General features: G+C 40.4%; 19 protein-coding genes and 2 tRNA genes. 11 read left to right on the top strand and 10 right to left on the bottom strand.

Features of this window, described 5'->3' with window-relative positions:
* Positions 1–15: 15 nt before the first annotated feature.
* Complete coding sequence (locus HMAT_RS04030; protein ID WP_104381509.1) at positions 16–969, top strand: glycoside hydrolase family 43 protein; 954 nt, start codon at positions 16–18, stop codon at positions 967–969.
* 103 nt (positions 970–1072) lie between these two features.
* On the opposite strand, the gene HMAT_RS04025 is transcribed toward HMAT_RS04030, so the two are convergent.
* Positions 1073–3292: an NADP-dependent isocitrate dehydrogenase gene (locus HMAT_RS04025; protein WP_104381508.1), complete on the bottom strand. Its 2220-nt coding sequence runs from the start codon at positions 3290–3292 to the stop codon at positions 1073–1075.
* Positions 3293–3564: 272 nt separating this feature from the next.
* Here HMAT_RS04025 and HMAT_RS04020 point away from each other — a divergent pair, with 272 nt between their 5' ends.
* From HMAT_RS04020 to HMAT_RS04005, 4 genes are all read left to right on the top strand, one after another.
* Complete coding sequence (locus tag HMAT_RS04020) at positions 3565–4404, top strand: aldo/keto reductase (protein WP_104381507.1); 840 nt, start codon at positions 3565–3567, stop codon at positions 4402–4404.
* Between the two features lie 65 nt (positions 4405–4469).
* On the top strand, positions 4470–5318 hold the full coding sequence (locus HMAT_RS04015; RefSeq protein ID WP_104381506.1) for an AraC family transcriptional regulator: 849 nt from the start codon (positions 4470–4472) through the stop codon (positions 5316–5318).
* Positions 5319–5403: 85 nt separating this feature from the next.
* Entirely contained in the window at positions 5404–6744 is a 1341-nt protein-coding gene (locus HMAT_RS04010) for a TolC family protein (RefSeq protein ID WP_158655603.1), read from the top strand.
* Positions 6745–6850: 106 nt separating this feature from the next.
* Positions 6851–7486, top strand: a complete 636-nt coding sequence (locus HMAT_RS04005) for an HdeD family acid-resistance protein (protein ID WP_104381504.1) — start codon at positions 6851–6853, stop codon at positions 7484–7486.
* Positions 7487–7555: 69 nt separating this feature from the next.
* Here HMAT_RS04005 and HMAT_RS04000 read toward each other — a convergent pair whose 3' ends face one another.
* The gene (locus HMAT_RS04000) at positions 7556–8197 is read right to left on the bottom strand and encodes a peptidylprolyl isomerase (protein ID WP_104383289.1); all 642 of its coding nucleotides are present in this window, start codon (positions 8195–8197) and stop codon (positions 7556–7558) included.
* 107 nt (positions 8198–8304) lie between these two features.
* Between HMAT_RS04000 and mgrA the strand changes: the two genes are divergently transcribed.
* Positions 8305–9342 carry an L-glyceraldehyde 3-phosphate reductase gene (gene mgrA / locus HMAT_RS03995; protein WP_104381503.1) on the top strand — a complete coding sequence of 346 codons (1038 nt, stop codon included), beginning with the start codon at positions 8305–8307 and terminating at the stop codon, positions 9340–9342.
* 105 nt (positions 9343–9447) lie between these two features.
* Here the strand turns inward: mgrA and HMAT_RS03990 are convergent, their stop codons facing one another.
* Together HMAT_RS03990 and HMAT_RS03985 are read right to left on the bottom strand one after the other, a co-directional pair.
* On the bottom strand, positions 9448–9978 hold the full coding sequence (locus tag HMAT_RS03990) for a DUF1697 domain-containing protein (RefSeq protein WP_104381502.1): 531 nt from the start codon (positions 9976–9978) through the stop codon (positions 9448–9450).
* A gap of 11 nt (positions 9979–9989) precedes the next feature.
* Positions 9990–10286, bottom strand: a complete 297-nt coding sequence (locus HMAT_RS03985) for an MGMT family protein (RefSeq protein ID WP_104381501.1) — start codon at positions 10284–10286, stop codon at positions 9990–9992.
* 315 nt (positions 10287–10601) lie between these two features.
* Here HMAT_RS03985 and HMAT_RS03980 point away from each other — a divergent pair, with 315 nt between their 5' ends.
* Entirely contained in the window at positions 10602–11240 is a 639-nt protein-coding gene (locus HMAT_RS03980) for a lipopolysaccharide assembly protein LapB (protein ID WP_104381500.1), read from the top strand.
* A gap of 216 nt (positions 11241–11456) precedes the next feature.
* Here HMAT_RS03980 and HMAT_RS03975 read toward each other — a convergent pair.
* Positions 11457–11530: transfer RNA gene (locus tag HMAT_RS03975), tRNA-Arg, on the bottom strand.
* Positions 11531–11716: 186 nt separating this feature from the next.
* Here HMAT_RS03975 and HMAT_RS03970 point away from each other — a divergent pair.
* Both HMAT_RS03970 and HMAT_RS03965 read left to right on the top strand, forming a co-directional pair.
* Positions 11717–12235: a YceI family protein gene (locus HMAT_RS03970; protein WP_104381499.1), complete on the top strand. Its 519-nt coding sequence runs from the start codon at positions 11717–11719 to the stop codon at positions 12233–12235.
* Positions 12236–12290: 55 nt separating this feature from the next.
* A tRNA-Ser gene (locus HMAT_RS03965) sits at positions 12291–12375 on the top strand.
* 82 nt (positions 12376–12457) lie between these two features.
* On the opposite strand, the gene HMAT_RS03960 is transcribed toward HMAT_RS03965, so the two are convergent.
* The 5 genes from HMAT_RS03960 to HMAT_RS03940 all read right to left on the bottom strand — a co-directional run bounded on the left by HMAT_RS03960 (position 12458) and on the right by HMAT_RS03940 (position 19177).
* Positions 12458–12820, bottom strand: coding sequence for a response regulator (locus HMAT_RS03960; RefSeq protein ID WP_104383288.1), 363 nt, complete (start codon positions 12818–12820; stop codon positions 12458–12460).
* Between the two features lie 66 nt (positions 12821–12886).
* Positions 12887–13717 carry a protein-glutamate O-methyltransferase CheR gene (locus tag HMAT_RS03955; RefSeq protein WP_104381498.1) on the bottom strand — a complete coding sequence of 277 codons (831 nt, stop codon included), beginning with the start codon at positions 13715–13717 and terminating at the stop codon, positions 12887–12889.
* Positions 13718–13719: 2 nt separating this feature from the next.
* Positions 13720–14091 (bottom strand): response regulator, encoded by a 372-nt coding sequence (locus HMAT_RS03950; RefSeq protein WP_104381497.1) that lies wholly within the window; start codon positions 14089–14091, stop codon positions 13720–13722.
* A gap of 12 nt (positions 14092–14103) precedes the next feature.
* Positions 14104–17703, bottom strand: coding sequence for a response regulator (locus tag HMAT_RS03945; protein ID WP_104381496.1), 3600 nt, complete (start codon positions 17701–17703; stop codon positions 14104–14106).
* The gene (locus HMAT_RS03940) at positions 17693–19177 is read right to left on the bottom strand and encodes an ATP-binding protein (RefSeq protein ID WP_104381495.1); all 1485 of its coding nucleotides are present in this window, start codon (positions 19175–19177) and stop codon (positions 17693–17695) included. The genes HMAT_RS03945 and HMAT_RS03940 overlap by 11 nt, the downstream gene beginning before the upstream one ends.
* 207 nt (positions 19178–19384) lie before the next feature.
* Here HMAT_RS03940 and HMAT_RS03935 point away from each other — a divergent pair, with 207 nt between their 5' ends.
* Entirely contained in the window at positions 19385–20368 is a 984-nt protein-coding gene (locus tag HMAT_RS03935; RefSeq protein WP_104381494.1) for a ligase-associated DNA damage response exonuclease, read from the top strand.
* On the top strand, positions 20365–21945 hold the full coding sequence (locus HMAT_RS03930; RefSeq protein ID WP_104381493.1) for an ATP-dependent DNA ligase: 1581 nt from the start codon (positions 20365–20367) through the stop codon (positions 21943–21945). Before HMAT_RS03935 ends, HMAT_RS03930 begins: the two co-directional genes overlap by 4 nt.
* The last annotated feature ends 1 nt before the right edge of the window (position 21946 follow it).

Raw genomic sequence — 21946 nt, 5'->3', positions numbered from 1 at the left:
TTTTAAACCATAACGATGATCAAGACATTTTTTACGACAACATCTTTGTTTCTGGCGACAACACTTATTGCGCAAAAGAATCCTGTTTTAAATGGTAATTATGCCGATCCTGAGGGAATTATTTATGATAACAAATATTGGATTTTCCCCACCTATTCAGCCCCGTATGAAGAACAGCTATTTTTTGATGCATTCTCTTCTTCAGATTTAGCACATTGGGAAAAACATCCGCGGGTGCTCCAAAATACACAAGTAAAATGGGCCGAGAAAGCGATGTGGGCGCCGGCAGTGCTTGAAAATAACGGTAAATATTATTTGTTTTTTAGTGCTAACGACGTGCATGAAGGGGAAATCGGTGGAATTGGCGTAGCTATAGCGGACAAACCCGAAGGTCCGTATACAGATCTACTGGGCAAACCATTGATAAACGATATTATCAACGGTGCGCAACCCATAGATCAATTTGTTTTCAAAGATAAAGACGGTTCTTTCTATATGTATTATGGTGGTTGGAAGCATTGTAATATGGTCAAACTCAAACCGGATTTTACGGGCTTGCTTCCTTTTGATGATGGAACTTATTACAAGGAAATTACACCAAAGGATTATGTTGAGGGCCCTTTTATGTTTATCAAAGATGGCAAATATTACTTTATGTGGTCAGAGGGTGGCTGGACAGGTCCGGACTATAAGGTCGCTTATGCGATTGCCGATTCTCCGTTTGGGCCATTTGAGCGTATTGGAACTATCCTCGAACGTGATCCGAATGTTGCCGTTGGTGCCGGCCACCATTCAGTCATTAAGGTCCCTAATAAAGATAAATATTTTATCGTTTATCATCGTAGACCACTGGGCAAGGAAGGAGCAAATGAACGTGTCACGTGTATCGACGAAATGAAATTTGACAAAAATGGCCGCATTCAACCTGTCAAGATGACTTTTAAAGGCGTCAAATATCCGCTAAAATAGAATACTTTCATTGAAATAAAAGTATACAACAACCAAACCTAAAAATTAGAGCCCCGATCTTTGACCGGGGCTCTTCTTATTTTATTGCAACATCAGCTAATTATTAAATACGCGCTATGGCATTATTTAATGTCACAGAAGGACGCATTGCTTTTGTCGCTAATTCATCATTCGGAAAGTAATAACCACCGATGTTCTGTGCCTGGCCTTGTGCGCCGATCAATTCATCATTAATCTTCGACTCATTATCTGTCAATTCTTTTGCTACTGCCGCAAAACGGTTCGCTAGGTCAGTATCTTTCGTTTGAGCAGCCAAGGCCTGAGCCCAGTACAATGCTAAATAAAAGTGAGACCCACGGTTATCTATCTGACCTACCCTGCGTGCCGGAGATTTGTCATTTGCCAGGAATTTCTCTGTTGCTTCATCCAAAGTTTCAGCTAAAACCAATGCTTTAGGATTATTCTGTGTTTGGGATAAGTGTTCCAATGAGGCTCCTAAAGCCAAAAATTCACCCAATGAATCCCAACGTAAGTAACCTTCTTGCAGGAATTGCTCTACGTGTTTGGGAGCAGAACCACCAGCACCAGTTTCAAACAAACCACCACCGTTCATCAATGGCACGATAGACAACATCTTGGCCGAGGTGCCCACTTCTAAAATAGGGAACAAATCTGTCAGATAATCACGTAGTACGTTACCTGTTACAGAAATAGTATCTTCCCCTTTACGGATACGCTCTAATGAGAATTTAGTGGCCTCAATCGGAGATAGAATTCGAATATCTAAACCTGTTGTATCAAAATCAGGCAAATATTTCTCTACCTTCTTAATGATCTCTCTATCGTGCGCACGGTCTTTGTCTAACCAGAATATCGCTGGAGTATCTGACAGACGTGCACGATTTACAGCTAATTTTACCCAGTCTTGAATCGGAGCATCTTTTGTTTGACACATACGGAAAATATCCCCTTCTTCAACGTTCTGTTCCATGTATACATGACCATTGGCGTCTACCACACGGATAACACCGTTACCTGCAGCTTGGAAAGTTTTATCGTGAGAACCATACTCTTCCGCTTTTTGAGCCATCAAGCCAACGTTTGGAACAGACCCCATTGTTTTGGGATCCAAAGCACCATGTGCTTTACAGTCCTCTATCGTTGCCTCATAAACCCCTGCGTATGAACGATCGGGAACCATGGCGATCGTATCTTCTTCTTGACCATCTTTATTCCACATTTTACCGCCAATACGGATCATCGCCGGCATAGATGCATCAATAATAACGTCAGAAGGAACGTGAAAGTTTGTAATACCTTTATCTGAGTTAACCATCGCCAAGGCAGGACCTTGTGCAATAGCAGCATTGATAGCAGCTTTCACTTCCGCCTCTTTTGCATGACCTGCGATTTTAGCGTATACTTCTCCTAAACCATTATTTTTATTGATACCCAATTCTTTGAATAGCTCACCATAGGTAGCGAATACGCCTGCGAAATAAGTTTCAACAACAGCGCCAAAGATAATAGGATCAGAAACTTTCATCATCGTTGCTTTCAAATGCGCAGACAGCAATACGCCAGCCGCTTTCGCCTCAGCGATCGCGTCAGCCACAAAACCTTTTAATGCATTTAAGCTTAATGTCGATGAGTCAATTACTTCGCCCGCTTTTAATGGAGAAAGCCCCTTTAATTCAGTAACGCCTCCTTGTGCATCTACAAATTCAATTTTGAATTGGCCTGCATTTTCTACTGTTACAGATTTTTCTGACCCATAGAAATCACCAGATGTCATCGATGCAACTTTTGTTTTAGAATCCTTTGCCCAAGCACCCATTTTGTGTGGATTTGCTTTCGCGTAATTCTTAACCGCTTTCGGCGCACGACGATCCGAGTTACCTTCACGCAATACAGGGTTTACAGCAGAGCCCAGTACTTTTGCATACTTAGCTTGGATCGTTTTTTCTTCGGCTGAGGTTGCTTCATCCGGATAGTTAGGAATAGCGTAACCCGCTTTTTGCAACTCAGCAATAGCGCCTTTTAATTGTGGAATAGATGCTGAAATATTCGGTAACTTAATGATGTTCGCTTCTGGAGTTGTCGCCATTTGGCCCAACTCTGCCAAAGCATCGGCAATTTTTTGATCTTCTTTTAAAAATTCGGGAAAGCTTGCCAGAACACGACCTGCTAAAGAGATATCTCTCAATTCAACATCGATATCAGCTGTAGCTGTAATCGCTTGTACAATAGGCAAAAACGAGTAAGTCGCCAACAAAGGTGCTTCATCTGTTTTTGTCCAAACAATTTTTGATTTGTTTGACATAGTAATCTATTAGAAATATGTTTAATTTTTAATGCTATGTGAAATCAATGAAAAATCTAAATTTTTCAAAATTTCGCCTAAAGATAAGAATTAATGCCATAAACCATGCGTTAATCCGACCTTTTTGACAATAAAATTGTGAAAATAAATATATTTTGGCAATCCAGAATAAGTTTGGCTTCATCCCGCAAAAAGACAGCCCTCTTTACATTTCAGTGACGGGATAATACAATCGAAATCCTAATTTAGTCAGACAAAAAATAAGATTAAGCATGAAATCATTCAAATTGAACAATGGAATTGATATTCCAGCAATTGGATTTGGAACTTGGCAAATTCCGGAAGGTGAAGAGGCATATCAGGCCGTTAAGGAAGCATTGAAAGTCGGATATACACATATTGACACCGCAGCGATATATGGCAACGAGAAAAGTGTAGGCCGCGCTATCAAAGACAGTGGAATCGCGCGTGATACATTATTTATAACCACCAAACTATGGAATACCGAACGTGGCTATGATAAAACAATCGCTGCATTCGAAAAATCCTTGGCAGACCTGGGTCTGGAGTATATTGACCTTTATTTGATTCACTGGCCAGCCAATGAGTCGCAATTCGAAAACTGGGCAACAATCAACGCTGAAACCTGGAAAGCGCTTGAATATTTATATCAACAAGGAAAGGTGAAGGCAATTGGGGTCAGCAATTTTCCAAAAGATTACCTTGCTAACCTATTGGAAACTGTAACAATCGTTCCTGCCGTCAACCAAATTGAATTTCATCCGGGTTACCTCCAACAGGAGACCGTTGACCTTTGCAAATCCAATGGCATTTTAGTCCAGGCCTGGTCGCCCCTAGGTTCCGGGAGAATCTTACAAGACGAAACCCTGATTGATTTGGCGGAAAAAAAAGACACCAGCGTCGGACAGATTTGCATTAAATTTGCGTTATCTCAAGGCATACTACCACTACCAAAGTCTACCAATCCGTTAAATATCAAACGAAATTTGACGGTTGATAACTTCGATCTCACGGAAGAAGATATCCGGACGATTCGCGAATTACCGCCAATGGGCTTCTCTGGATCTGATCCTAAAAAAGTTGCATTTTAAATCACAAGGACCGTATCCTCCAGTGCTTATATTCTGGAGGATGCTTTTTTAGCATAACACCGGTGATGAACGAAATACAGCTTATAGACCAATCGGAGCTCCCTCAAAAAGTAGGTGAATATATTTATCACCCGCTTAACACGACCTGTATCCTCGTACATACAGGGACAATCGCTATTGATTGTAACGGCAGTGCGATCCAATTGTTAGCAGGCAGTATTTTCTTTATCGGCTATAATAAATACTATAGCTTTTCGGAGATTAGCCCAGATGCACAATTCAAAGTATTAAATTACGATAGAAATTTCTCCAACCGAATTCGGCTATCGATTAGCAAATACGATGCTTACCGTCTTATCCATGCAGATAGTTCCGTTCCATTCAGTCCCACGGCAACCGATTTTGAAACGATTTGGACATTAATTTCCACACTACATCAAAATCGAAAAAAAGCGCAAAATCAGGGTATAGATTTTCTTCAAAAAGCGAATGTTAATATTTTTATGGCGATCATCTACCTATTGGCGGCTGTAATTTATGATGCGGGGGAACGTCATTTAACGGTCCGTAATCAACGAAAAGAAGAGATTACCGTTCAATTTTTACAACTTGTTGCCGATAATTATAAACAACATCGGGATTTGGCCTTCTATGCGGAATTACTTCATATTTCTATCAAATACCTTTCTATATCTGTCAGGGAAATCACGAACGACTCCCCTTCCGCGATCCTGAGCAACTGGTTGCTGAGTGAAGCTCGGGCGCAATTGATCGTCTCCAACAAAACAATCAACCAGCTATCTCAGGAATTTCACTTTTCTGATCAATACGCTTTCAGCAAGTTTTTTAAAAAACATGTCGGTATTACCCCCATTATATTCCGGGAGCGACAAGCAACGATTGTTACCAATTGAACATCACAAAGCATTAAATAGACATTTCTTGGAACTATACCGGTATGTACCTTTGCAGTACATATATAGAACTAAGAAATATACCATGAATATTAAATCAAGCGCACTAAAAACAGGTCTGTACTTGGTCGTTTGTTTCTTTACAACTTTTAGCAATCTAACATACGGTCAGGATAGCATTTCGACCAAAAAGATCAATATTGAAACATTATTTGCCCTCGCGATACGCAATCATCCCAACCTAGCTGTTTCAAAGGCAGTGGTTGATATTGCTAAGCAAAAAACTGCGGTCGCAAAATTGAAAACATTACCGGAGATCAGTGCATCAGCTTCTGCGTTTTACCTGGGTGACGCGGCGCTGATCGAGAAGAACCTATCGGGCTCTGAGAAAATACCTCTTCCCCATTTCGGAAACAACTACTCCCTGGAGGCCAAAGAACTTATCTGGAAGGGCGGAGTAATCAAGAATTCAATTAAAGCATCTTCTTTGGGAGAAGAGCTGGCGGAACTGGACCATGTAAATGAAGAGCAAAACATCAAAATTTTGGTATTGGGATATTACCTGGATCTCTTTAAACTCGGCAATCAAGAGCAAGTTTATTGTCAAAATATTGAATTGGCCCAAAAGCGTCTAGAACTTACAGAAAAGTTATACAAGCAAGGGATGATTACCAAAAATGATGTTATAAGAAATCAATTGCAGATCTCCGAATTGCAACTCACAAAAGAAGTCGTCCAGAATAATATGCGCATCCTGAATGATGAACTGATCGCTGCACTTGGACTGCCAGAAGGAACTATCATCAAACCCGATGATGCCATCCTAAAGACTCACTTTCAATCACAGGATCTAAAAGCATTAAAACAAGAGGCTTACACATCAAATCCTAATATCCAGCTCGCTACAAAAGAAACCGAGCTTCTTTACACCGAAAAAGATATTACTAAATCCGAAAAATCCCCCGCTCTTAGCATTTTCGCTGGAAACAATCTGGTCAAACCGATTACCAATGTCATGCCTGTCATTGATAAATATATGAATACCTGGAATGTGGGCGTCTCATTGAGTTACAATATTTCATCGTTATATACAACGGACAGAAAGTTAAAACTAAACGATTTGCAAATTGAAAAAAACAAGAAATACGAACAGGCACTGAAACAAAAGACCAGCGTAGCTGTTAATAGTGCATACATTAAATACAATGAGGCCTACTCACAACGCAATGTGCTCGAGTATAACAAAGCACTTGCAGACGAGAACTATCGTATTATTGAAAAAAAGTATTTGAATCAACTGGCACTTATAGTCGATATTATGGACGCTTCCAATTCAAAACTCGAAGCGGAACTGAAGTATACAAATGCTGAAATCAATATCGTGTATGCATATTACAAACTTTTGAAAGAGACAGGAAAGATTTAATATTTTCCGTTTGCCGAATTTAATCAGTTTTATATATGTTAGGTCTCATTAAGTAATTAATGGGGCTTTTTATTCTGTATTATCACCATAAATTTAAATCACTACTATGGCAAATTCATTTTTAAAAACAATCCGATCTTCCATTAAACACTGGTATATCCCACTTATTGTTGGTATTCTTTTAATTTTGTTGGGTTTCTATACCATATCTACTCCTGTGGCTTCCTTTCTTGCATTGACCATTTTATTTTCCTGGTCATTCATTGCGACTGGGGTATTGGAAATTATTTTTGCATTACAAAACAAGAATGAGGTTGACGGCTGGGGATGGTATCTTACCGGCGGAATCCTTTATACCTTGTTCGGGATTTTACTTATTTCCAACCCTTTGTTATCGGCGGGCACCCTGGCCTTTATTGTTGGGTTTTACGCGTTGTTCAAGTCATTTCAGTTATTGTCCTTTTCCTTTGATCTTAAAAACTATGGAAGTAAATCCTGGGGCTGGATTACATTATTTGCGATATTAGGTATTATTTTCAGCTTTATTTTACTTTGGAATCCACTTTTTGCCGGTTTATCCCTTGTCATATGGACAGGCATGGCGATTAGTACGGTCGGATTTGCTGCCTGTGTATTTGCTTTCCAATTAAAAAATCTAAAAGATATCCCGAGTAAACTTCCTAATGAGTGGAAAGAGCGTTACGAGAAATTAAAGGAAGAGTTCGAACAGCACAATAGGTAACAGCTTTCATTGCTAATTAAATACATCGCTTGAAAGATTAAAGAATAAAACTAGCTTGAAAGGATGGTTTTATTCTTTAATCTCCACAATACTGAAGGGTACCTTTACCAAAGGAAAATCTTGTTTATCCGTTTTTACCTGACTTATCTTCATGATGACATCTAGCCCTTGATATATCTCACCAAAGACTGTAAAATCCTGATCAAGTCTGGGCTGTCCACCATAAGCGAGGTATTCAACCCGCTGTTCTTTGTTATATTTAATCCCTTTTTTTATTTCCAAGCTATCGAGATCTGCCGCAGTGATCTTTTTTCCAACGACAAAGTAGATCTGATCAAGGAAGGAAGCTTTCTCCGGGTTGCCGTCACGTCCCGCTCCTAATGCCCCCATCTTGTGAAAAGCACGTTCATCAAATTCCGCTGCCAGTCTAGGTTTGCGGTGTAAGGGATCTTGTGCCTCCTTCTTTTCTATATCTATATCATGCTCACCTCCTTGTACAACAAAATTTTCAATAATACGATTGAACAAGGCACCTTGATAAAGGCTATCTTTAATCGACCTTAACATCAAATCACGATGATGTGGTGTAAAGTCATAAAGTACGACCTTAAACTCCCCAAATGCGGTTTTAAACAATAGATGTTTCGACTGAGCATAGGTACCGCCTGCCCAAAACAAAAACACGCCTATGATCCATGTAATTTTCTTCATGTTTTTTAGCTTCAACTTATTCAAAATTTTGACATAAAAATACATTAAATTTCAATTCGAGGAAATTTGTTTATTACTTATATTTGGAATAAAAACAATTCAATTTTATGCAATACACTCCCCATCCCGATCGCTACCAACAGATGATATACAATCGTTGTGGCAAATCAGGCCTTCAGCTACCAGCTATTTCCTTAGGTTTATGGCACAATTTTGGGAATGACACAGCGCATCAAACCAAAGTTGACATCTGTACAACGGCTTTCGATCTTGGAATCACGCATTTCGATCTAGCCAATAACTATGGACCGCCTCCGGGTAGCGCAGAAATTGCATTCGGACAAATTCTTAAGCAACAGTTTGCCGGATATCGCGATGAGCTGATCATTTCGTCAAAAGCCGGCTATCATATGTGGGATGGCCCATATGGCGAATGGGGTAGCCGAAAGTGTATTATTTCTAGCTGTGATCAGTCCTTAAAACGTTTAGGAACAGATTATGTTGACATTTTCTATTCACATCGCTTTGATCCAAACACACCATTAGAGGAAACCATGATGGCACTGGATCAGCTCGTACGAAACGGAAAAGCCCTTTATGTCGGTATTTCGTCCTACAACTCGCAACGTACCAAAGAGGCCTATACGATACTGAAATCCTTGGGAACACCATTTGTTATCCATCAACCGAGTTATTCCATGCTGAACCGATGGGTTGAGTCGGATGGACTTTTAGACACCCTGGGCGAAATTGGTATTGGCTCAATTGTTTTCTCACCACTTGCTCAGGGCATGTTAACCGATAAATATTTACATGATATTCCGGAAAATAGCAGGGCTTCAAAAGCAAAATCTTTGCAGACAAAATTTCTGAGTGAAGAAAACCGAAAAAATATTCAGGCGCTCCATGCCATTGCACAACGTAGAGGACAGACCTTAGCACAAATGGCTATTGCATGGGTTTTTCGAAAACAACAAGTGACTTCTGCACTCATTGGTGCGTCCAGATCACAACAGGTCATCGATTGTGTCGGATCACTCAAAAATCTATCATTCACTGCAGAAGAAATCCATGAAATTGATCGCTATGCAAAAGATGGCCATATCAATATATGGGCTCAATCCGCAGAGATTGATAGAGGTTAGATCAATGTGTAAATTGTATTAATATCAAAGGCGTACTGATTATTATTCGATAATCAGTACGCTTTTTTTTCGACGCTAACATACTTAAAATGTTGCGATAATGGCCTAATGCATGAGCTTCAGGATTTTCTCAAATGTGTTCACATTGCGGCTGGTAAACTTATCCTTCAGGTTTTTCTTACCCAATATTTTTCCGAATGTTGAATCCAGCGTATTTCCTTTAGGTACCTGCCAATAAAATACACCGTCAATCACCTGAGCTTTTTCATCAGCTGCTTTGGTACTATTATCGAATTCATGCAGGAGTACTTGTTCTATTCCCGGCAAACCTACAAAAGCATAAATATGATAATCGGGCCGAATGTCAAAAGGAATATTACGTCTAAATAGCGTAATTTCTTCCTCCGATTTGATGAACAAAAAAGCTTCGTAGGAAAAACATTTAGACATAGCAGCTTCCAAAACGATTTTAAGTTTGTCCACAGGGTTATCCGATGAAAAAACGATATTTCCAGAAGCCAGCACTGAACTTACATGATCCATACCATTATCTCTAAATACCTGGCATACATCTGCCATCTTCATATTGGTCCCCCTCACATTTACACCCCGTAGAAATGCGCAATACTTTATCATTTTGTCAATTTTTAAAGTTCATTCATCGGATTCCAGAATAGATTCTTAAAATCCCTGACCCTAAGATTATTTATCACAATACCTTCGCCCTCTAGTTTAATCTGAAATTCCGGAACGGACAGGACTCCACCACTGGAAATCACCCGATGAGCTGGCACATCTCTGGGACAACCGCCCATTGCTTTTCCAACATGACGCGCATGATTTGGATACCCCAGAGCTTTAGCAATAGCACCATAAGTTGAAACACGTCCCTTTGGAATCAGTCTCGTTAGTTCGTACACCTGTTTTTTAAATATTTCATCCATATCGACGTTATCACACCATCAAGTCAATCTAGCTAACGCGCAAAGTACGACCAAGCCTTTCATCAATAAGCTAAATAAACAATAATTCAACGTTTTCTAAAGGTACAAAAATCATGTATAATAGACTATTACCAATGAACCAAAATTCACACACACTAGTTAAATAAACGATCACGTTGTAAGAAAATACAAGCGATACAAATCAAAATGATGACGATAAAACAACTTATAACAGGTTATAGCCTATATGTAAAAATAAGCTTGAACTATTAAGTGTATTATCCTTATTTTTAATTCAACATATTATTTTAAGCAATGAATAGGCAGACAATTTTTAGTATATGGGGTTTAATTTCTGTAACATTACTTCTTACATTTGCTTCGTGTACTAGCTCCAATGAGGACAGAGCAGATAGCCTCAATAACGATGGGAAAACGGAAGAGGCAATTAAACATTATCAACTCGCCATCGAAGAAGGCAGTATAGAAGCAATCAATAAGCTCGCATTATTATATAGCAATATCCACCAGCCCGAAAAAGCCAAGCAATACTATATAATGGCATTGAATAAAGGGGATAAAAAAGCTGCAGAAACTCTTGCAAACCTCAGTTTAAGAGATGGAGCCTATAATGATGTAATCACCTATTTGAAGCCTATGGTGGACGCTGGAGATACCACGCAGGTTTATACACTAGGAAATGCCCTTGTCAAATTGCAACGGTATGATGAAGCAGTCCAGATTTTGCTAAAAAATAAGGACAATGTATATGTCAAAGCCATATTGGGTGAAGCTTATTATGGGCTTGGCGACCTAAAAAACGCCGAGAAATACTGGAAATCGGCGGTATATGATCATAAATCAGGAGGCATTAACTCTTACAACAAACTCTTGGAGTTATACCGCCAACAAGGTAGGGAAAAAGATTATAAAGAGCTTGAAGGGACTTACTGATCAAAACACCATCGCCTTCCCTTATCTGGCGACTTAAAAATAGTAATCCAATTTTCTTTACCGCTAACCAAACGACATAGAAAAGCGCTTTGAATATTTTAGCAAAAGTGCTTTTTTATCTCCAAATTTTTGTGTAAAGCAGTTAGATAACAGATTGGAAAAATTGAGAACAGTATAATAAAAAAGCCCCTTCTATATTAAAAAAGGGGCTTTTCGTACGCCAATCAGGATTCGAACCTGAGACCGTCGGTTTAGAAAACCGATGCTCTATCCAGCTGAGCTATTGGCGCGTCGCTTTCGGTAATGCAAAAGTAGACATTTGTTCAACAATTCCAAAATATCACTTGCTTTTTTTTGTGGTTTTTCAATAACTGATTGCTTTTCAACAAGATTATTTTATTGATCTAGGTCAAACAAAAAGATAAATAACGCTGTTACCTTTGTGTTATTAAACAAATAAGAAAAAACACAAAATTATGGCACAAGGAAAATGGGAATTGGACGCTGCACATAGCGAAATAGAATTCAAAGTAAAACACATGATGATCACAAATGTTAAAGGAAACTTTGACAGTTTTAAGATAGATCTTGATGCAGAAGATGATACTTTTGAAAATGCACTTGCAAAAGTGTCTATTGATACTGCTTCCATCAACACCAGAAATGAGCAACGTGATGGACATTTAAAAAGCGCTGACTTTTTTGATGTAGAAAAATATCCGACAATAACATTTGAGGCAACAAGCTTAGCGAATGATCAAATTAAAGGAAATCTAACCATCGGTGATGTAACCAGGCCTGTAGTTTTTGATCTGGAATTTGCTGGTATCCAAAAAGACCCTTGGGGAAATACTAAAGCTGGGTTTATCGTCGAAGGAAAGATCAAACGCTCAGAATTTGGACTTAATTGGAATGCAGCTTTGGAGACAGGTGGTGTTATGGTAAGTGACGATGTAAAATTTAGTGCTGATATACAGTTTATAAAAGCTAAATAGGAACTATTTCTAAAATAAAATTTGGCAGGAGAGCAAAAATTCGTACTTTTGTCGCGGAGAGTTGGCAGAGTGGTCGAATGCGGCGGTCTTGAAAACCGTTAACTGTCACAGGTTCGGGGGTTCGAATCCCTCACTCTCCGCACAAAAAGCCTTTCAGAAATGAAAGGCTTTTTCCATTCTTTATGTATCTGACCCAGAAGGGTTGGCGGGAAGTATCAGTTATTATATATACTTATTAACAATATCTTCCAGATCATCTAGATCAAAGGGCTTGGATAAGAAATCATCTGCACCAGCGCGTACAGCCAAAGATTCGATGTCATTATTGGCAGACACATAAATAACCGGAATTTGTTTAAACCTTTCATCGGCTTTTAAGAGGCGGGTAGCCTCTACCCCCCCAATATTTGGAATCCAGTTATCCATCAAGATAAGGTCAGGTTCCGTAGATTCTACTTTTTGAATAATATCATGTGATGTTTCGGAGACTTCAACATGAAAACCCAAATCTGTCAGCACCACTGTTATGACCTCCAAAATAATGGTATCATCTTCAAATATCAGTACAGTTTTTCTTTTGCTCATATAGCTTAGTTTATCTCCCATACCTGGATCTATTAAGGCTTGAATATCGCGCCAAATAAAACCATCTTATTGTGGGTAAAGTTTTTTCCAAATTTTTTGATCACCTACTGCGGTGAAGTTCTGTTGAATGCTTGAGAAACGTATGGTTTCCTTACTACCTAACGCCAAATATCCCAAATTTTCAAGACTTGCGTCAAATAATCTAAATACACGATCCTGCAGATCTTTATTAAAATAAATCAACACATTGCGGCATAAAATCAGCTGAAAACTATTAAAAGAAGTATCAGAGACCAAATTATGGGTCGACAGAATCATTTTTTGTTTCAATTCTGGATTAAATTTTGCCCATTCGTAATTTGCAGTATAATAACTCGAAAAGTCCTGTTTTCCTCCTGATTCGATATAGTTTTCCGAAAACGATTTGACCTGACTCAGTGGATAGACACCGTTTCGTGCTATTTCCAGTACACGTGGATTGATATCCGTTGCATAAATTAACGATTTATGATGGAGATTGGCCTCTTTAAGCAAAATAGCCAACGAATAGGCCTCCTCGCCACTGGAGCAGCCTGCCACCCAGATTCTAATCAATGGATAAGTGCCCAGTTGGGGCAAGATCTCCTCGCGCAGTTGCCGGAAAAATAAAGGATCCCTAAACATCTCCGTCAAATTCACCGTAATTTCCTCCACAAAATGCTGCAGAAACTCCGGGTCGTCTTTCAATGCGAATCGGAGCTCGGCAAAACTCGCAAATCGGTCATTCGTCATAATCCGGTTGATCCTTCTTTTGATTGATGCGCGACTATACTGTATAAAATCGTAGCCATAGCGCCGATAGATATCTTCCAATAAAATATCGATCTCCTCATCTTTAATTATATTATGACCTAACATCCCTATATCAATCGTTCTATTTCGGTCAACAGCAAATCAACATCAATCGGCTTTGAAATATAAGCCTTAGCCCCCGATGCCAGACATTTCTCCCGATCCCCGGGCATTGCCTGGGCAGTTACAGCTATAATGGGAACATCCTTAATGACTGTGGAAGCCCGAATTAAACGAATCGCTTCATAACCATCAATCTCAGGCATCATCATATCCATTAGCACCAATGAAATATCATTTTCCTCTTCCAAAAGTTGAATTGCATCCTTCGCTAAAGTACAACTGACAACCTGGCATCCTCTCGCTCTCAAGGTCAAACCGAGCGCAAAAATATTCCGGTTGTCATCGTCTACAATTAATATCACTTTATTTTGATTCATTAACCGCCTTAATTAATTTTCATATAACCATACACGTAATAACGACAGTAGCTGGTCTATATCCACAGGTTTCGATATATAGTCCGAAGCTCCGGCCTGTATACACTTTTCGCGATCGCCAATCATTGATTTGGCGGTGACTGCAATAATCGGCAATGCCGCAAATTGTGGTGTTTGCCTGATATTCCTGATTGATTCATATCCATCCATTTCGGGCATCATCATATCCATCAACACAATATCAATCGCTTCACCCGAGCGCAATACGTCCAGCGCCTCTTTGCCATCCATTGCTGGGATGACCTGCACCTGAAATTTCTCCAATGCTTTCGTCATCGAGAATATATTGCGAACGTCATCATCGGCCACCAGCACTTTTTTTCCTTTCAACACATCTGTTAATGCGCCAAGTCCGTTATTTTTTCGTCGTACATCATCCGAGCTGTTAATCTCGATCAAATGCAGAAATAAGCCCACCTCATCCAAAATCCGTTGATAAGAATGTGCAGTCTTAACAACTACCGAATCTGCATATTTTTTAATCTTCAGCTCCTCTGACTTTGATAGATTTTTACCCGTAAATATGATAATCGGTAAATTTTCAAGTCCCTCATGCTGTTTGATGGCCTCCAGGGTATTATAACCCATTTCATCGGGAACACCCATATCCAAAATTACGCAGTCTACCTCAGCAGTTCCCAACGCCGTGATGCTATCTTCAACATTATCTTTTACTTCAAGTGAAATATTAAAACTACTTAAAAAATAAGCCAATGCACTAGCATGTTTAGGATTCTCTTCAACAATGAGCACCTTCTTAGGAGACCTGCTCAAAGCAGATTCGATTTTCTGAAAAACAGATGTCATCTGTTCCAAAGCGACGGGTTTATTGATAAAATCAATTGCACCTTTCAACAGGCTCTCTTTTTTCACTTCAAGTGAAGACATGATATGTACCGGAATATGTCTTGTAGACTTATCCCCTTTTAACTCATCCATCACTGCCCAGCCATCCATGATTGGCAGCTGAATATCTAATAGAACCGCCTGTGGGTGATATTTCTTGGCCGCCGGCAGGGCATGATCCCCACGTACCACAACAACACCCTTGTAGTGCTGACTGTGTGTATATTTCAACAATGCTTTCGCAAAATTGATATCATCTTCGACAATCAGAATAACCTTATCGCCTTCAATAATGTTATCTCGATCATCAGGCACCTCCTCTGGAATACGTATTGTAGCAGGATTATACACATCATCTGCCACAAGCTCGCGCACCTCCTCTATTTCAGAATGGATCTCTTCCACAAGTAGCTCTTCCTTCGTACGCAGCTCCACGGGCGCTACCGGATGATTCGGAATAACAAATAAGAACGTGCTTCCCTTTCCTTCCTCACTCTCAAGCCTGATCTCACCGCCCAGCAAGCGTGCAATCTCTCTACTGATAGACAAACCTAGTCCTGTCCCTCCAAATTTTCGTCTTGTCGAACCATCCGCCTGTTGGAAAGCCTCAAAAATTATCTTCTGTTTTTCCAGCGGAATCCCTATACCCGAATCGATAACGGCAAAAACAAGCTTATCCTTATCGGTACTATCCGCGTAAATATCCAGTCTCACTTCACCAGCTGTTGTAAATTTAACCGCATTTGAAATCAGGTTTCGCAATACCTGATCAATTCTAAGCCGATCCCCCTGAAAATTTTTATTGACCCCGGGATCGATCTTGATTGTAAAGGCCAGACCTTTCTCATTCACAATCGGAAGAAACAAATTATTCAGGTCTGCTGAGATATCGTTTAAATTTAGTGTCGCATACTCCAATGTCATTTTACCGGATTCAATCTTTGATAGATCCAATATCTCATCGATCAAGGTTAACAAGCTCGTTCCCGAACTTTGGATCACTTTAGCCGATTCGATCTGGTCAGTGTTAAGATTCTGTTCATTATTTTCCGATAGCAAGCGCGAAAGTAGCAGGATGGAATTTAGCGGTGTACGCAGCTCATGGGACATATTTGCCAAAAACTCCGACTTATATTTGGTACTTAAAGCGAGTTCTTCCGCTTTCTGCTGAATTTCCAGGTTACGTTCGGCAATCAATAGATTTTTGTCTTCCAACAGTTTTGAACGTTCTTCCAGTTCTTGGTTTGATTGCATCAATTCCTCATGCTGCACCTTAAGTTCCTCCTCGGACGACTGCAGGCGCAAGGTCTGCGCCTCCAATTCCGTATTGAGATTCTCCAGCTCCGCATGCTGTGTCAACAACTCTTCAGATTGCACTTGAGTTTCTTCCAAAAGTGACTGAATTTTAGCCCGGCCCCTCGCCGAAGCGATAGCGATACCCAGTTGTCTGGCACATTCTGTCAGGAATTTTGATTCAATTTCGGCAAACGGCTGACGGTGCCCGATTTCCAGCACACCCAATACCTGATCAGCCAATACAATCGGTACAAAAATAAGGTGCGGTACATTGACCTTTCCGCTGGCAAAACTGACAATATAATCATCCGTGTTTATATTATTTATAATTTTCGTTTCCCGATCAACAAAGACCTGTCCGACATAGCCTTCATTTGGGAGAAAATATTGCTGTACCTTCGTCTCTAATCCATAAGCACCAGATAGTTCAAGCTTTTCCTCATTAAAAACATATATGGCTCCAGTCATAGCGCCGATATAATTGACCAATCCCTTTACTGAATCTGTGGTAAGTGTCCTTTCGGTTTTGTTACCGACCAATCCCGTATAAAGGTCCGCATACCCCATATGCAACCAGTCGTTATCTTTGAGCTGGTCAAATGATTTTTTCAAGGCTTTTGACATCCGGTTAACGGATTTTGCTATCGCCCCAAGGTCGTCTTCTTCAATATCCTCCGCTTTGACATCATAATCCCCTAGCGCAATACGATTAGTAATCTTTTGAACCATATTTAATCTGCGTGCAATCCCTTCATCCTTCTCGCGGAGCGACTTTTCCAGTGCTAAGCGTTTAAGAAAGTCTGCCCTTAGCCGAAAATAAAAGTATGCCGTAATGACCAGTGACAGCAATGCACTGATCACAATAAATAAGGTTGTTATAAAAGAAGAATTATCTAAATTGGTGGATTTCTGATCGATATCATCATTTTCGTAATGAATAATATCCTTAATGATGCTACGGCACTTGTCCATGGCGGATTTGCTCTCATCCAGCTGCGCCAGACTAACTGTCCCACCATTCCTTTTGACATTCACCGACTCCTTTAATACCGCTAACCTTTGCTGGGCCGCAGTAAATAAACTATCTACACGAACATTCTGCTGAGGATCTGCTTTGGTAAGCTCCTTTATTTCCTTCAACTCAACCGGCAGGCTCGCTAGAGCCTGGTTGAATGGCTCTAGGTAATTCTCCTTGCCCGTAAGCAAATAACCCCTGTTCCCCGTTTCCGCCCCTTGCAAAGAGTTAAGGATAATATTTGATAAACTGATTATTTTTCGGGTAACGGCCAGCTCCTGACGGTGTTTATTCTGTTCCTTAATCCCCAGATAAGATGCTGTAGAACTCACCAGTAGGGCAAGTAGTGAAAAACCAATTCCTATAGATAAGTTATTAAGTGTTTTATTTGGCATCTGTAGGCAGGTTTAATGGTAATGTAAAATAAAATGTGGCTCCTTTACCGGCAGAACTTTCGACGCCAATGGTACCTTGATGACTACGGATAATTTCCGAACAAATATAAAGCCCTATTCCCAGCCCCTGGAAATCAAAGGAAGTTTCCTCTACACGGTAAAACTTCTCAAAAACCTCAGACAGTTTGTTTTCAGGTATCCCGATTCCAAAATCTATCACGCTGACTTTTACGACATCCGTCATTACACTGCAATCGACGATCACCTTCTCCGTCCCGGCGGCATACTTATAAGCATTTGTTAAAAAATTAACAAGAACCTGCTCTAGGCGTATCTCATCACCATAGACCATAAGTCCCGAGATATCTCCCCGTCTATACAATTCCATATTACTCTGATCATGGGTCTGAACAATGGAATCAATGGCATTTTGTACCATCCGTTCAAGCGAGAATACCTTTTTATTGATCCCCAGTTTACCATTGTCGATTTTTGAAAGATCGAGCAAATCCGTAATCAAACTGTTGAGCTTTTCGACCTGATCCTGAACGCGGCCAACATACTTGGCCTCGGCGCAGCTTTTGTCGAGACTCAACTTACGGTCAAGTAGCTGCATATAAGCTTTGATGCTTGTCAGCGGTGTTTTCAGTTCATGGCTCGCAATACTCAAAAACTCATCCTTCTCCTTCTCCGCCTTCTTTTGGGCATCGATGTCAGTAAATGTCCCCACCCAATTATTTTCGCCATTCTCTAAAATGGGCCACACCCTTAATAATTGATATGAATAACCGGATTCATCCCGCTTCTTAACCCGTACCTCCATTTCCAACGGTTTACCAGACTCAAGGCTTTCCTGCAATTCAGCAGTAATCGATCGATCATCAGGATGCGTCTGTGGGAATGTGTTCTCACTGTCCGAAAACTGGAACCAACGGCCATTGACGAAGCCAATATTACCAAGATGGTCACATGTAAAAGCAATTTGCGGTAAAGATTCCAGTAAGGTATGTAAATAGTCTACTTTTGAACGAAGTTCCGATTGCGCCTGCTTCCGTCTTTCCACTTCCATTTCCAGAGTCTGCTGGATATCCTTGAGAGCCTGGGTCTGCTCGTACAGCCGATAGAATGTTTTGACTTTTAGCATCAGAATATCCGGATCGACAGGTTTGGTGACGTAATCCAATCCCCCTGAATCATACCCTTTCGTAATAAAACGTTTATCGGTATTAACTGCAGACAAAAATATAATCGGGGTTTCCTTCGTCTTACTGAATCCTGCAATGTTCTCGGCCACTTCAAAACCATCCATATCAGGCATCTGTACATCCAATATGATTAAAGCATAATTATATTTTAAAATCTTCTTTAAAGCCTCTTCACCGGAATGGGCAGTATCGACTTTAAAATTTTTGGATTCCAATAACTTTTGTAAAGAATAAATATTATCTGGGTTGTCATCGACTATCAATATCATAGAGCGCTTAAACTAAGAATCAAAGTAAACAAATGTAAAAAAATTAACCGGATCCATTCTTCATGTAAAAAATTTCCTTACCCCCGCAATTTAATCACTAGGATCGACTTTCACTAAAAAATAAACAAAACTTTAACTTATCCCTGCCTGTTTGAATACATAACATGCTACAAATAGAAGTCATGTTGTCAAAAACAAGGATTCGATATGATTCAATTCACATCAAAAGGCATTTATTGTATTCCCGGCAAATTTTACCTGGACCCGTGGCAACCCGTTGATCTTGCTATCATTACACATGGCCATGCAGACCATGCGCGCCCGGGCATGAACAAGTATCTTTGTCACCACTTTACCGTTGGTATATTGAAAAGTCGTATTGGGCCCGATATTCAGGTTGAAGGCTTAGCTTACAACCAGACGATCCAGATCAACGGTGTAAAAATTTCTTTACATCCCGCAGGGCATATCATTGGCTCAGCACAGATACGATTGGAGTATAAAGGTAAAGTGACTGTCTTTACCGGAGATTACAAGATCCAGGATGATGGGCTGTCTACCCCATTCGAACCCGTAAAATGTCATGAGCTAATTACCGAAAGTACTTTTGGTCTGCCGATCTATCGCTGGGAAAGTGTCGAAATCCAAAATCAACGATTAAATGCATGGATCACACACAATCAGGGATATAAAAAAACATCCGTATTTATTGGCTATTCATTGGGTAAGTCCCAAAGGATATTAAATGCGGTAAAGGATATGGGCGACATATATGTGCATAATAGTATCGCTAAATTAAATATGGCCTATAGCGATGCCGGTATAAAATTACCCTCCTACCAAATTATCGACCCGATGACGGACATGAAACAGCTCGACGGCAAGATCGTATTGCTACCACCGGCATTACTTGATACGCAACTGCTTCAAAAGATACCACATGTTGCCTATGCGATCTGCTCCGGCTGGATGCAAATCCGTGGTGCACGAAGATGGCGCAGCGCAGATGCAGGTTTCGCTATCAGCGATCATGCGGACTGGAATGGGTTGCTGGAAGCAGTGAAGGAAAGTGGCGCTGAAAAAGTGTATGTCACGCATGGACAGACAGCCTCATTCAGCAAATATCTGAATGAAATAGGTATTGAAGCCGAAGAAGTAAATACGAATTACGGAGAAGAATTAAGCGTATGATAGAATTTGCGACATTGATCAATGCATTGGACAGCAGCAATAAAGCGAGTTTAAAAAAAGAAGCGATTATCCGCTTTTTAACCTTCGCGCCTGAGAAAGATAAACGCTGGTTTCTCGCTTTAATGACTGGCAAAAGACCAAGGCGTGCGATTTCCACCAAAGAACTTAAAACTTGGGTAATGGAAATTACCGGTATTCCAGAATGGTTGTTTATCGAATGTTATGCTGCTGTAGGTGACCTCTCCGAAACCTTAGCTTTATTACTGCCTCCCGCATCTGAAAAACTAGACAAAAGTCTCAGCGAATGGATGGAAGAAATCCTACAGTTGGCAAATGCTTCAATGGAAGAAAAAAAAGCTTTTGTGCTCACTTCCTGGAATAAGCTCAACACCATTGAGCGTTTTATTTTCAACAAATTGCTGGGGGGCAGCTTTCGCTTAGGAATATCGTCCAAAGGGCTGATAAATACAATTGCGGCACATTTTCAGATCGAACCAAGTATTGTCACCCACAGTATTATGGGCGAGTGGAATCCCCATGATTACGCATTTGACAAACTCGTTCGCGGCGAATATAGCGACACCAACCTCTCAAAACCATATCCCTTTTGTCTGGCCTACCCTGTTGAAAAACAAGTGGAAGATCTCGGTCTGATTACGGAATGGCAATGCGAATACAAATGGGACGGTATACGTGGACAGCTGATCAAACGAGATGACGAAATCTTTATCTGGTCAAGAGGCGAGGAACTTGTCACTATACAGTTCCCAGAGATCACCGATGCGCTCAAACAATGGAAAGGGAGCTTTGTCTTGGATGGTGAAATCCTCGCCGCGAAAGAAGGTCAGATATTGAATTTTAATGAACTACAAAAAAGGATCAATCGCAAGGTAATTTCCAAGACCTTACGTGAAGAAGTCCCTATTGTTGTATACCTTTATGATTTATTGGAGCTGGATGGTAAAGACCTCCGATCTGAGCCGCTGCAAGAAAGGCGTAAATTATTGGAACAGTTGTGCCAGGGTCAGGTTGATCCCACAATCCAATTGTCTCCACTTATTCATGGTGAAAATTGGTCCGACCTACAGAAATTACAAGCGGCCTCGCGTGCGCTGAACAGTGAAGGCATTATGCTTAAAAAGAAAGACTCAACCTATTATGTTGGCCGAAAAAAAGGTGGCTGGTGGAAATGGAAAGTCAATCCCATGACCATCGATGCCGTGTTGATATACGCACAAAAAGGCAGCGGGCGCAGAAGTGCACATTATACAGACTATACCTTTGCGGTTAAAGATGGTGATCATTTAGTAAGCATTGCAAAAGCATATTCGGGACTTACAGATAAAGAGATACTAGAGGTCAGTCGCTATATTCGGCAGAATGCCGTGGAGAAATTCGGGCCCGTAAGAACTGTTAAACCCGAACTTGTATTTGAAATTGCCTTCGAAGGAATAGGCTACAGCAAACGCCACAAATCGGGGGTAGCACTGCGCTTCCCTCGTATTTTACGTTGGCGCAGGGACAAAAAAGCAGCGGATATAGATACATTGGAAAATATTAAAAAATTAATACCATAAG

The organism is Sphingobacterium sp. HMA12, assembly GCF_002933815.1.
In the GTDB taxonomy this organism is placed as follows: Bacteria; Bacteroidota; Bacteroidia; order Sphingobacteriales; family Sphingobacteriaceae; genus Sphingobacterium.
Note: the sequence above shows the minus strand (reverse complement) of the source record. Positions and strands in the feature narration are given on the sequence as shown.